Genomic DNA, 12,030 nt, shown 5'->3' on the forward strand with positions numbered 1-12,030 from the left:
TGGCAAGCCAGCTCCCACAGGATGCAATGCCCGGACGCGGCCTGGTGGCCGCTGCTACAGGGCGGTGCGCAATGCTTAATGGCTCAACTGACTGCTGAACTGCCCCACCGCGTCCACCACCTTGCGCGCGCCGTCCTGGATTTCGGCGATCACCTCGCCGGACTGCGCCGCCAGCGCCAGGCCCTGTTCGGCCTGGCGCTTGCCCTGCTCGATGACCTGCACCGCGTCCGCTGCCAGCTTCTGGTTCTGCAGCACCACCGTGACGATCTCGTCGGTGGCGGTGCTGGTGCGCGAGGCCAGCTGGCGCACTTCGTCGGCCACCACGGCAAAGCCACGGCCCTGCTCGCCCGCCCGCGCCGCCTCGATGGCCGCGTTCAGCGCCAGCAGGTTGGTCTGGTCGGCAATGCTGCTGATGCTCTTGATGATGGTGCCGATCACCTGGGACTGCTGGTCCAGGGCGGCGATGCCATCGGCGGCGGCCTGCATCTGCGCCGCCAGCTGGCGCATTACCTCGACGGTGTCCTGCACCACGCCGCTACCCCGGCGCGCGGCGGCGTCGGTGTCTTCCGAGGTGGTGTAGGCGATGTCCGCCGCCTGGGCCACGGCCTGTTCGCGGTTGACCAGGTCGGTGATCACCGTGGCGAACTTCACCACTTTGTACAGGCGGCCCTGTACGTCGGCGATGGGGTTGTAGGAGGCTTCCAGCCACACCACGCGGCCGGCGCTGTCCAGGCGCTTGAAGCGGTCGGCGACGAATTCACCCCGGCGCAGGGTGTCCCAGAACGCCTGGTACTGGGCCGAATTGGCTTCCTCGGCCGAGCAGAACATACGGTGGTGCTTGCCCTGCACCTGTTCCAGGCGGTAGCCCATGCCGCTGAGGAAGCGGCTGTTGGCCGTCTGCACGTTGCCGTCCAGGTCGAACTCGATCACGGCAGTGGAGCGCTGCAGGGCGTCGATCAGGTTCTGGTGCTCGCGGGAGGTCTCGATGGTGCGCGTCAGGTCGTTGGCATACACCGAGCAATGAATGACCTTGCCGTCGCTGTCGCGCACCGGCTGCACGATGGCGCGCAACCAGGCCTCGCCGCCGTCGCCACGCATCAGCTGCAAGGCCCCGGCCCAATGGGCGCCGGCCTGGATGGCGGCCTTCATGCGGCTGAAGTGGTCGGTGGCGCGGGCGTCACTGGGCACCAGGTCCACCAGGGCGCGGCCGGTGAGTTGTTCGCTGCGGTGGCCCAACTCCTTGTCGAAGTTGGCGTTGGTGTACAGGATCCGGCCCTGGGGGTCGAGCGTCAGCACCAGCATCTCGCTGTCCAGGCTACGCTGCACCTGCTCCATGGAGGACAGCTTCTCGCGCAGGCGCGCCGACTCTTCTTTCAACCGCTTGTTAAACATGACCACATCTCAAGGCTCATAGGCTGGTGGCATCACTATCGGCTTGGAAATGAGGGGCTTGAGTGCAAAAACTGTTATTGTCCTACAATATTTTTCCTGCCGTTTGCGCCGCTATTCCCACAGGAGTGCCCCCATGCCCGAACTCACCCATTGGCTGGCCTTCGCCCTGATTTCGCTGGGCATGGTGCTCACCCCAGGCCCGAACATGGTCTACCTGATTTCGCGCTCCATCTGCCAGGGCCGCAAGGCGGGGTTGATCTCCTTGGGCGGCGTGGCGCTGGGCTTCGTGGTGTACATGCTGTGCGCGGCGTTGGGCATCACCGCCCTGCTGATGGCGGTGCCGTTCGCCTACGACACCCTGCGCGTGGGCGGCGCCCTGTACCTGCTGTACCTGGCCTGGCAGGCGGTGAAGCCGGGCGGCCGCTCGCCGTTCCAGGTGCGCGACCTGCCCGCCGACAGCCCGCGCCGGCTGTTCGCCATGGGCCTTGTGACCAACCTGCTCAACCCCAAGATCGCGGTCATGTACCTGTCGCTGCTGCCGCAGTTCATCAGCCCTGTCGGGCATGGCAGCGTGCTGGGGCAGTCGCTGGTGCTGGGCGCAACGCAGATCGTCATCAGCGTCAGCGTCAACGGCCTGATCGCCCTGACGGCGGCCAGTATCGCCGTGTTCCTGGGCGGTCGGCCGCTTTGGCAGACCGTGCAGCGCTGGCTGATGGGCACCGTGCTGGCGGGCCTGGCGGTGCGCATGGCACTGGAAAGCCGGCGTTGAGAGGTTTACGTAACCTTTACGAAATGTAGACGTCTGCTGACACGAATCCGTTGTTTCATAGCTCCATGGCGAACCCATATCCGCCTGAGGAGACACCCATGATTTCGAAGATGACCCAAGCCCTGATCCTGTCCGGTTGCCTGATTGCTGCCGGCACCGCCAGCGCAGGCGAACGCAACGTGGTCGTGCCTGTCATCGCTGGAGCCGTGGTAGGCGCAGTCGTCGCTGGCGCGCTGAGTGGCCCGTCGTACCATGAACACTACTACCGCCCGGCGTACCAGCAGGGTTACTACCAGCCGGTGTACCAGCCGGTGGCTTATGTACCGGTAGCCCCGCGCCCTTACTACTATGGTTATGGCGGCCACTACCGCCATGACGGTTACGGCCACGGTTACGGTTATGACCATGGCCGGGGTTACGGCCGCTGGTAAGCGGTGCGCCTGCCGCCGCTGCCCCGTAGCAGCGGCCGCAGGCCGCGTCCGGCCCCAACACAGACACATCACGCACGCCACGGACACATCGCGCCGCCATTCGCCACGTACCTGAACTTGTCACAATCGCGTCCCCGACGATACCGATAGTAGCCACCTTGACTTGTATCCAAGGAGCTACACCGTGTTGCACCGCATTGTGTTTTCGCTGTCTGTGTTGAGTCTGTCCATCTCCGCCGCGCAGGCCGCCGAGACCTACGCCCTCGATACGCCGATCCTGTCGACCATCGACAACTTCCGCGACATCGCCGGCACCACCACCGCCTACACCACCGCCAACGACGGCACCATGCGCTCGGGGGTGTTCTACCGCTCCAACGCGCTGTCGGGCTCGGCCGCCGACATCGCCACCCTCAACACCCTGGGCATCACCGCGGTGTATGACCTGCGCACCGCCAGCGAGATCGCCGCCACCCCGGACAGCCCGCTGACCGGCGCCACCTACACCAACATCGACATCATCGGCAACGCCTCTTCCGGCGCCAACATCACTTCGATTTCGGTCAGCAGCGCCGCCGACGCCGTGGCCATGATGCAGGAGACCAACCGCGAGTTCGTCAGCGACGCCGGCATGCGCAGCCAGTTCGCTACCCTGTTCAACGACCTGGCGTCCACCGACGGCGCCGCGCTGTTCAACTGCACCGCCGGCAAGGACCGCACCGGCTGGACCGCCGCCGTGCTGCTGAGCATCGCCGGGGTGGACAGCGCCACCATCATGGCCAACTACCTGGCCACCAACGACTACACCGCCACCCGCGTGGCCGCGACCCTGGCGGCGCTGCCCTCGAGCATGGCGGCCATCTACGAGCCGCTGCTGACCGTGGACGCCAGCTACCTGCAGGCCGGCCTGGACGAGATCACCGCGCTGTACGGCAGCATGGACAACTACCTCAAGGAAGGCCTGGGCCTGTCCCAGGCCACCATCTATGTGCTGCGCGGCAAGATGGTCTACTACAACAGCCTGCCCGGCCAGGACGCCATGGTAGGCAACGCCGCCGCTGGCGCGCTGCTGCTGCAACGCCTGCAGAACAGCAGCCTGTCGGGCGCCTACACCGACTACAACTACTACCTGCAATCGGCCATCGACGCCGGCACCCTGGGCGGCGTGCAGAACACCATCGGCGGCCAGGTGCACGCCGACGCCGCCGCCTTCCTGCTGCGCCAGAACGCCCTGATCGACGCCGCCGCGGCGCCCTACACCAGCGGCATCGACCTCAAGGTCGGCCAGCGCAGCCTGTGGACCGCTGGCCTTGCCGGCTACCTGGGCACCGACGGTTCGGCCCACGCCGAGAGCAGCAACGAGCACACCCAGGGGGCCATGGTCGGCCTCACCCAGCGCTTCAGCGAGCAGCTCAGCGGCCACGCCAGCTTCGGCTACAGCCACGGCAGCGTGGGCGGCGCCGGCGGTGAAGTAACCACCGACTACACCTTCCTGTCCGCCGGCGCGCGCCTGGCCCTCGACAGCCTGGACCGCGGCCTGTTCGTGGCCGCCGACGCCAGCACCGGCTACGTCGACTACGACAGCAAGCGCCAACTGGGCGGCGGCCTGGGTTCGACCAGGGGCGACACCCACGGCACCCTCAGCGCCGCCAGCCTGGCCCTGGGCTACCGCCTGCCGATCAGCGCGGTCACCCTGGAGCCCAGCGCCGGCGTGCGCATCAGCCACCTGAACCTGGCCGGCTTCGACGAGAAAGGCAGCGACCTGGCGCTGGACGTCGACAGCAACCAGCAGACCCGCCGCAGCGCCTTCGCCAACCTCAAGGCAGCGCTGGCGCCGATCGGCATCAGCGGTGGCTGGAGCCTGGTGCCGGGCGTGCAGGTAGGCTACGAGCACGTGCTGGGCAACGCCCATGTCGACAGCTCGGCGAGCATCCTGGGCTTCGACGTGGACCAGCGCGCCGCCTTCGCTACCCGCGACCTGTACAGCGGCGCGGTGAACCTGACCGCCAGCCTGGGCAACGTCAGCGTCGGCGCCGAGGTGGGCGCCGTCAGCGGTGGCGACAGCCAGGGTGCCAGCGGCAGCCTGAAGGCCAGCTACCGCTTCTGATCAGGGCGGGGCCGGTAGCCCGCGCTACCGGCCCTTGCGCACGTCCTGGGGAGTGACGCCGTAGGCGCTCTGGAAGTACTGGCAGAAGCGCCCGACGTTGGAGAAGCCCAGCCCCAGGGCGACGTCCGTCACCGACACCACCGGCCCCTGGCGCAACGCCTGGTAGGCCCGCTCCAACCGCACCTGACGCTGATAGGCGACGATCGAGGTGCCCATGAACCGCCGAAACCCTTCCTGCAAGGCGCGCAGGCTGACGTTGCTCAGCTGCGCCAGTTCGGTGCCGCTGACCAGGCAATGAGGATGCTCTTGGATGTAGTCCATGGCCAGGCGCACATGGCGCGGCGCAATGCTCGGCCCGGGGCGCTGCAAGGCTTCGCTGTAGCTGTGCGGCCAGCCTTCCAGCAGCGCGTCCACCAGCATCTCCTGCAAGCGCGTGGGCATCAGCACGCTGGCGTTCATCAGCGCATCCAGCTCGGCGCCGGTGGCGAAATCCACCAGCGCACGAATGGCCTTGAAGGCCGGGCGGTTGAGATCCACCACCGGTTCGAAGTGGATTTTCTTCACCACCGGCCGCCCCAGCAGCGTGGCCAGGCGCTGGGTAAACAGCCCGCGGCGCACGGAAATGCCGTGCTGGCCGTGGCCGTCGACGAAGGTCACCGAGCGCACCGCGCTTTTCTCCACCGCCAGGCCCACGTCGGGCCGGCCCACGGCCTCGTCGCCGATGTTGAAGATGATCTGCCCCGCGGTGGGAATCACGAACGTGATCTCGTCGTTCAAGTCGGGGATCTGCACGGTGAAGTTGCCGCGGTAGCTCATGCGCCGGAAGCTCACGCCCTCATAACGGCCATACACCCCGGCCACGCCCATCAGCTGGCCGAAGCGCGGCACGTCGGCGTAAAGATCACCGAACACCCGGCTGAACAGCGCGCCGAATTCGTCCGCGCCCATGGCGTCGGAACGGATGATGAACGGCTTGCGCGCAGAGGTAGGGAGCATGGCGAACGTCCTGATGTTTCATTGTTGTATGGGCGGCGGTACAGACGACCGCGCGCAACGCTAGCAATGAAACATGACAGGTACATGAATAGTGTCGGGGCCAGGACGCGGCCTGGGGGCCGCTGCTACAGGTTTGGGCGCTGGCATTTCTTGGGTGGGGCGGATACCATATGTTCCATATACATTTCATATACGGACCCTCCCCCATGGGCATCGTGAAAATCTCCGATGTGATGCACGAGAACCTGCGCATCACCTCCAACGCCCTGAGCCGTTCCATCAACGCCCAGGCCGAACACTGGATGCGCATCGGCATGCTGGCCGAGCTGCACCCGCACCTGCCCCACAATGAACTCACGCAATTGCTGATCCGCGCCGAACAGGCCGGCGGCTTCGACCTGCAGACGGTCGCCAACTGCATGGACCAACGCCAACTGGCCGGGAACGTACAATGAGCAAGAAAGTCACGATCAACAGCGCCGCCGATATCGAGCAGTCGCGCATTGCCGGCAAGCTGGCCGCCGATGTGCTGCACATGATCGCCCCCTATGTGAAGCCCGGGGTGACCACCGACGAGCTGGATCGCATCTGCCACGACTACATCGTCAACGTGCAGAAGGCCAAGCCGGCCAACATCGGCTACCACGGGTTCCCCAAGACCATCTGCGCCTCGCCCAACGAGGTGATCTGCCACGGCATCCCCAACGGCAAGCCGCTGGCCGATGGCGACATCCTCAACATCGACGTGGCGGTGATCAAGGACGGCTGGTTCGGCGACACCAGCCGCATGTACCAGGTGGGCACGGTCAACGATGAAGCCCAGCGCCTGATACGTATTACGTACGAAGCCATGTGCGCCGGCATCCGCCAGGTGCGCCCGGGCGCGCACTTGGGTGACATTGGCCATGCCATCCAGACGGTGGCCGAGGGCGCCGGCTTCAGCGTGGTACGCGAGTACTGCGGGCACGGCATCGGCAAGGTCTACCATGACGAGCCGCAGGTGCTGCACTACGGCATGAAGGGCCAGGGCATGAAGCTGGTGAAGGGCATGATCTTCACCGTGGAGCCGATGCTCAACGCCGGCAAGCGCGGCACCCAGACCCTGGCCGATGGCTGGACGGTGCTGACCCGCGACCGCTCGTGGTCGGCGCAGTGGGAGCACATGGTGGCGGTGACCGATGACGGCTTCGAGATCCTGACGCCGTGGCCGCAACCCTTCGCCGGGCTCGAGCCCATCGTCTGATCTGCTGTTTTGCGCCGAATCTGCCGCTGGTATGCAGGCAGATTTGGCGCCATGCTGCTGCCCCCTCCCCCGCACCGGCCCGCCATGAAACGCTACGAACAGCTTGCTGACGACATTGCCCTGATGATCCGCAACGGGGTGCTCAAGGCCGGTGAAAAAGTGCCGTCGGTGCGCACCGCCAGCCGTACCTTCGTGGTCAGCCCTTCTACCGTGTTCCAGGCCTATTACCTGCTGGAGGACCGCGGCCTGATCCAGGCGCGGCCGCGCTCGGGGTACTTCGTGCGCGAGCAGCAGGCACGCCCGCTGGACGAGCCGGCCATCACCGACCGGCAGGCCGAGAGCACCGACGTGGACGTCAGCGAGCTGGTGTTTTCCGTGCTCGGTTCGCTCAAGGACCCGGGCACCGTGCCGTTCGGCTCGGCCTTCCCCAGCCCCGACCTGTACCCCTTGCAGCGCCTGGCACGGTCCATGGCCCGCACGGTGCGCGACATGGCACCCCAGGCGGTGATCGCCGACATGACCGCCGGCAACCCCGACCTGCGCCGGCAGATCGCCCTGCGCTACATGATCAGTGGCGTGCACCTGGCCATGGACGAGCTGGTGATCACCAACGGCGCCATGGAAGCGCTGAACCTGTGCCTGCAATCGGTGACCCAGCCCGGCGACCTGGTGGCCATCGAGTCGCCGGCCTTCTACGCCACCTTGCAGGTGCTGGAACGCTTGAAGCTCAAGGCGGTGGAGATCCCGGTGCACCCGCGCGAAGGCGTCAACCTGAGCGTGCTGGAAGACCGCCTGCAACGCCTGCCGATCAAGGCCTGCTGGTTCATGAGCAGCCTGCAGAACCCGCTGGGCGCCAGCCTGCCGGGGCCGGCCAAAGAAGCGCTGTACGGCCTGCTGCAGCGCCACCAGGTGCCGCTGATCGAGGACGACGTCTACAGCGAGCTGCATTACGGCCCGCAACCCCAGCAGCCGGTGAAGCGCCTGGACCGCGACGGGCTGGTGATGCACTGCGGTTCGTTTTCCAAGAGCCTGGCGCCTGGCTACCGGGTGGGCTGGGTGGCCGGCGGGCGCTTTGCCCAGGCGATCAGCCGGCTGAAGCTGATGACTACTATTTCGCCCTCGGTGCCGGCCCAGGCGGCCATTGCCGATTACCTGCAGCATGGCGGCTACGACCGCCACCTGCGCAAGCTGCGGCACAACCTGGAAATGCAGCAGAGCGCCATGCTGGCCTCGGCGGCGCGGCATTTCCCCGAGCGCACGCGGGTGACCCGCCCCGACGGCGGTTATTTCCTGTGGTTCGAGTTTCCCGAGAAAGTGGACGCGCTGCAGCTGTTCCAACTGGCGCTGGCCCAGGGCATCAGCATTGCGCCGGGGCCGATCTTTTCGGCCACACGCGGGTTCAGCCATTGCGCGCGGCTGAACCATGGGCACCCGTGGGACAAGCGCAACGAGGACGCGATGGCGATGCTGGGGCGGATCGTAGCGTCCTTCTGAGGCCCCGGACGCCGCGAATCCCCGTAGCAGCGGCCAAAGGCCGCGTCCCGACCCCCACGACGCATCAGGCAAACAACTCACGGTCCTGGACCTTGCGCGCATCGCTGTAATCCTCCTGCCACCACGCGCTTTCGCCGGCCTGCCGGGGCGGGCGCTGCAAGGTCAGGGCCTTGCGCGTGCCGGCGTTGGCGCTTTCCTGGGCCACGCGGAAGTGGTAGTGGTCCAGCAACCGCACGGCCTCCACCATGTAGGCCACGGCCACGCGGCGGTCGCGGATCAGCAGCAGGTTCTCACCATTGCTGCGGTCGGCCGCATCGGCAAAGTTGTAGGAGCCCATGTACACCCGCGCGCTGGGCTTGTCGAAATCGATGACCACGAACTTGTGGTGCAGGCGCACCCCGGCGCCACCGATCAAGCCGGTGGGCTCGGCCTGGAACGGCGCCGGGATGTTCTTGTTCAGCGCAGCCGCGTGCAATATCGCGCTTTCACCGCCCGGCAGCAGCACGTCCAGCCCCTGCTGCATCTGCCGGTCGGAGATACCGTAGACGAACACCTGGGGGTTGCCCGCCACCTGCTTGATCGCCGCCTGGATCGGCCCATTGGTCTGGTACAGGAAGGCCAGGGAGAACAGCAGGCTGGAAGCGGTGGTGGCGATGTCGCTGCCCACCCCGGCCAGGGCGGCGTTGTCCAGGGCGTGGGGCGAGAACGTCACCTGGGCGTCGATGTTGTCCAGGCCCAGGCTGTGCCACTGGGCCGGCGGCTGGGCGCCGAACGCCTTGGCGGCGCTGCTGGCCCAGTATTGCGCGAACGCAGCCTGGAACAGGCCCAGCGCGGTCTGGCCCTGCAGCACCAGGGCGTTGTTGGCCTGCACGTACAAGCCGCGCCAGCTGAAGTTGGTGGAGCCGCACACCACGGTTTTCACGGCAGTACCGTCCAGCAGGATCACCTTGTTGTGCTGCAGGCTGGCCATGTGCTGGCGCTTTACCGTGGCGCCGCCCTGGGCCAGCCGTGTGGCCGCCAGGGTTTCGGCGGAGTCGGCGGCGCCGTGGTCGCTGCTGTCGTCGATGATGATCTGCAGGCGGCTGCCCAGTTTTTCCAGGCACCCGACCACGCTGGGCTCGTTGAGGTCATAGGCAATCACCTGCACCTTGGCGCCGTTGTCGGCCACGGCCTGGTCGAGCACCGCCAGGATCGCCTCGCGGGCTTCGAAGCCCATCCATTCGAGCGCAGCGCTGGCGTCGGGGTTGCTGGGCACGAAGTCCAGGCCGTCGTCGGCCTTGCGTGGCAGCAGCGTGGTCAGGTTGCGGTCGCCCTTGCCGTAGCGCTCCACGAACGCCTGGGACGACACGTAGCCGCGGGTGAAGGTGACGTTGAGCTGGCCCGGCCAGGTGTCGCGCTGCAGTTCGATGTCGCCACTCTGGGCCTCGCCGTAGCTGAGCTGGTCCTGGGCGTTCATGAACACCGGGGTGACCCGGTAGGTGAAGGCGCCGGGCAGTTCGGCATTGCGCGGGAAGTGTACCCAGCGAAACTTCTGGATCGGCGACAGCAGGCTGGACAGCGCCGTGGTGGGCACGCTGCCGTCGGCGGTGGGAAACGTCAGGCGGTTGTTGAGGGCGTAGAAGCGGTCGCCGCCCGGCTCCTTGTACTCGATGCCGAAGCCGACGAAGTCCGCCGGTGGCGGGCCGTTTTTCCAATTCATCGCCAACAGCAGCATGCCTTCGCTGCGGTGCAGCTTGAGGCTGAACAGGGCGGCGTCATTGGCGCCGCTGACTTGAAAATCCGTGGGCATGGCCTGCGTTCCTTCGGCTGCGGGGCCTGAAGAGTGCCAGATTCATCTGGCGCGGCATAGCCAAGTGGTAATCTGCCGCTACCCCTCGACGAGTACACCGCCATGCGCCACTGGCTCGCCCTGCTGTTCGCCCTGCCCGCCTTCGCCCACGCCAGCCAGTGGCTGGCGGTGACGCCCGTGCCCGGCCAGGGCCAGCTGCATTACTACGCCTCGCAGGCGGCCAACCGCCAGGCGCGCTCGGCGCTGATCGTAGTGCATGGCTTTCATCATGATGCCAAGGCTACGTTCGACGCCGGCACCGTAGCGAGCCCGGATGGGCTGGTGATTGCACCGCTGTTTGCGGCACGTTCAGGCAAATGCCGGGGCGAGGAGCCGGAGCCCCAGCCTGGCGACCTGGTGTGGAGCTGCGGTGGCTGGGCCCAGGGCGAGCCGGCGCTGAACGCACCGCAGGTCACCTCGTTCAAGGCCATGGACGCGCTGATCGCGCAGGTGCGCAGGCAGTGGCCGCAGGTGCAGTCCATTACGGTGGCAGGTTTTTCCGCAGGGGCGCAGCTGGTGCAGCATTACATCGGCTTCGCCGCGCCGCAGCCGGGCCTGCGCTTCGTAGTGGCGGACCCAGGCAGTTGGCTTTACTTCAGCACCGAACGCCCTTCCCCGACCAAGGACTGCCCGACGATGAACCAGTGGAAGTATGGCACTGACTCGTTGCCCGCCTGGCTGCCCGGGGATGCTGCCAGCGCGCAACGGCGATACGCGGCGGCCGAGGTGCATTACCTGGCCGGCGGCCTGGACACCGGCACCGGCAAAGGCACCGCCTATTCAGTGCTGGACCGCTCCTGCGCCGCCCAGGCCCAGGGCCAGTACCGCCTGGAGCGCGCCCAGGCCTATGCCCGCAGCCAGCAGGCACCGTTGGTGATAGTGCCTGGCTGCGGGCATGACGTAAGTTGCGTATTCGGGGCGGAACAGGCGCGACGGGTGCTGGTGCCATAGCCCTACGCTAGCACCTCAAGCGTCTGGCGGGCTTGCCGGCGCACTTCGCGCCACAGGTTCAGCACCTCCTCAAGACACAGAATCGACTCCAGTAGCTTGACCTTATCCTGAATCGCAGCCAGTCGTTCGGCGGCGGCCTGGATATAGTCATGCAGTAGTGCGCACACATCCAACAAGGCGCTGGCGCCAACGTCGACGGTATCGTCCTGCTGGAACCGCCACAACAACGCTCGAAACTCTTCGAAGGTCTTGCCTGGAAACCACGACTCGTCACAGTCAAGGTTCGTCGCGACCAACAATTTGCGCAACGACGGCAACGCCTGGGTGCGCAGGTCGTGGGTGAACCGATGGGCCTGGTCGCGAACGCCGTTGGCCAACACGACGCCGCGATTGGCGTGGGCCGTGAACAACGCCAGGCGCTGCAGAGCACTCCCACACGCCGGCCGCTCAATAGCCGTCAACGCGCTGTCGTCGTCTTCCTCGAGCGCCAACGCCCGCTCCAGGGTTTCCAGCAAGTCCGTTCCCAACGGCTCCAACTGGTCGCCAATCAGTTCGATCTTGCTGACCAGCAACTTCAGCTCGGCGCGCAAGGGCGGCCAGGCCTTGCCCGCGCCGGTGATATCGGCGCAGTTGATGAGGCGCGGTGTACGCCACAGCCACCTGGTCAAGTGTTCGTTGCCGTCGACTACTTCATTCAGTTGAACGTTGTTACTTGGCAGCTCCTCGACCAAGCGTGCAAATGCACACAAGGCGCGGACATCCTCGAGAGTAAAAAAGCCGACCACTGGATTGGTATGCATAGTGACTCCTGTCTTGCCA

At 66.4% G+C, this 12,030-nt stretch carries 11 protein-coding genes and 1 pseudogene; 7 read left to right on the forward strand and 5 right to left on the reverse strand.

Annotated features, from left to right (window positions below; genetic code table 11):
* Positions 1 to 75 precede the first annotated feature (75 nt).
* Together RAM80_RS02320 and RAM80_RS02325 are read right to left on the reverse strand one after the other, a co-directional pair.
* Positions 76 to 636, reverse strand: coding sequence for a methyl-accepting chemotaxis protein (locus tag RAM80_RS02320; protein WP_416427401.1), 561 nt, complete (start codon positions 634 to 636; stop codon positions 76 to 78).
* A pseudogene (locus tag RAM80_RS02325) lies at positions 616 to 1,392 on the reverse strand (PAS domain-containing protein); the annotation flags it as partial. The pseudogene RAM80_RS02325 and the gene RAM80_RS02320, both read right to left, overlap by 21 nt.
* Positions 1,393 to 1,525: 133 nt before the next feature.
* Between RAM80_RS02325 and RAM80_RS02330 the strand changes: the two are divergent.
* The 3 genes from RAM80_RS02330 to RAM80_RS02340 all read left to right on the forward strand — a co-directional run bounded on the left by RAM80_RS02330 (position 1,526) and on the right by RAM80_RS02340 (position 4,699).
* Positions 1,526 to 2,161 carry a LysE family translocator gene (locus tag RAM80_RS02330; RefSeq protein ID WP_416424622.1) on the forward strand — a complete coding sequence of 212 codons (636 nt, stop codon included), beginning with the start codon at positions 1,526 to 1,528 and terminating at the stop codon, positions 2,159 to 2,161.
* Between the two features lie 98 nt (positions 2,162 to 2,259).
* A complete protein-coding gene (locus RAM80_RS02335; protein WP_416424623.1) occupies positions 2,260 to 2,592 on the forward strand; it encodes a hypothetical protein in 333 nt (110 codons plus the stop codon).
* 184 nt (positions 2,593 to 2,776) lie between these two features.
* Entirely contained in the window at positions 2,777 to 4,699 is a 1,923-nt protein-coding gene (locus RAM80_RS02340; protein WP_416424624.1) for a tyrosine-protein phosphatase, read from the forward strand.
* Positions 4,700 to 4,723: 24 nt separating this feature from the next.
* On the opposite strand, the gene RAM80_RS02345 is transcribed toward RAM80_RS02340, so the two are convergent.
* Positions 4,724 to 5,695 (reverse strand): AraC family transcriptional regulator, encoded by a 972-nt coding sequence (locus tag RAM80_RS02345; RefSeq protein WP_416424625.1) that lies wholly within the window; start codon positions 5,693 to 5,695, stop codon positions 4,724 to 4,726.
* Between the two features lie 206 nt (positions 5,696 to 5,901).
* On the opposite strand from RAM80_RS02345, the gene RAM80_RS02350 reads away from it, so the two are divergent.
* From RAM80_RS02350 to mapR, 3 genes are all read left to right on the forward strand, one after another.
* Positions 5,902 to 6,150: a ParD-like family protein gene (locus RAM80_RS02350; protein ID WP_416424626.1), complete on the forward strand. Its 249-nt coding sequence runs from the start codon at positions 5,902 to 5,904 to the stop codon at positions 6,148 to 6,150.
* A complete protein-coding gene (gene map / locus RAM80_RS02355) occupies positions 6,147 to 6,938 on the forward strand; it encodes a type I methionyl aminopeptidase (protein WP_416424627.1) in 792 nt (263 codons plus the stop codon). Before RAM80_RS02350 ends, map begins: the two co-directional genes overlap by 4 nt.
* 84 nt (positions 6,939 to 7,022) lie before the next feature.
* Positions 7,023 to 8,432: a GntR family transcriptional regulator MpaR gene (gene mapR, locus RAM80_RS02360; RefSeq protein ID WP_416424628.1), complete on the forward strand. Its 1,410-nt coding sequence runs from the start codon at positions 7,023 to 7,025 to the stop codon at positions 8,430 to 8,432.
* Positions 8,433 to 8,496: 64 nt separating this feature from the next.
* On the opposite strand, the gene RAM80_RS02365 is transcribed toward mapR, so the two are convergent.
* Positions 8,497 to 10,221 carry a phospholipase D-like domain-containing protein gene (locus tag RAM80_RS02365; protein ID WP_416424629.1) on the reverse strand — a complete coding sequence of 575 codons (1,725 nt, stop codon included), beginning with the start codon at positions 10,219 to 10,221 and terminating at the stop codon, positions 8,497 to 8,499.
* Positions 10,222 to 10,323: 102 nt separating this feature from the next.
* On the opposite strand from RAM80_RS02365, the gene RAM80_RS02370 reads away from it, so the two are divergent.
* Positions 10,324 to 11,211 (forward strand): hypothetical protein, encoded by an 888-nt coding sequence (locus RAM80_RS02370; protein ID WP_416424630.1) that lies wholly within the window; start codon positions 10,324 to 10,326, stop codon positions 11,209 to 11,211.
* A 2-nt stretch (positions 11,212 to 11,213) separates the two neighbouring features.
* Here the strand turns inward: RAM80_RS02370 and RAM80_RS02375 are convergent, their stop codons facing one another.
* Positions 11,214 to 12,011: a hypothetical protein gene (locus tag RAM80_RS02375; RefSeq protein ID WP_416424631.1), complete on the reverse strand. Its 798-nt coding sequence runs from the start codon at positions 12,009 to 12,011 to the stop codon at positions 11,214 to 11,216.
* Positions 12,012 to 12,030 lie beyond the last annotated feature (19 nt).

It is taken from the genome of Pseudomonas sp. App30 (assembly GCF_047947025.1).
Taxonomy (GTDB): domain Bacteria; phylum Pseudomonadota; class Gammaproteobacteria; order Pseudomonadales; family Pseudomonadaceae; genus Aquipseudomonas.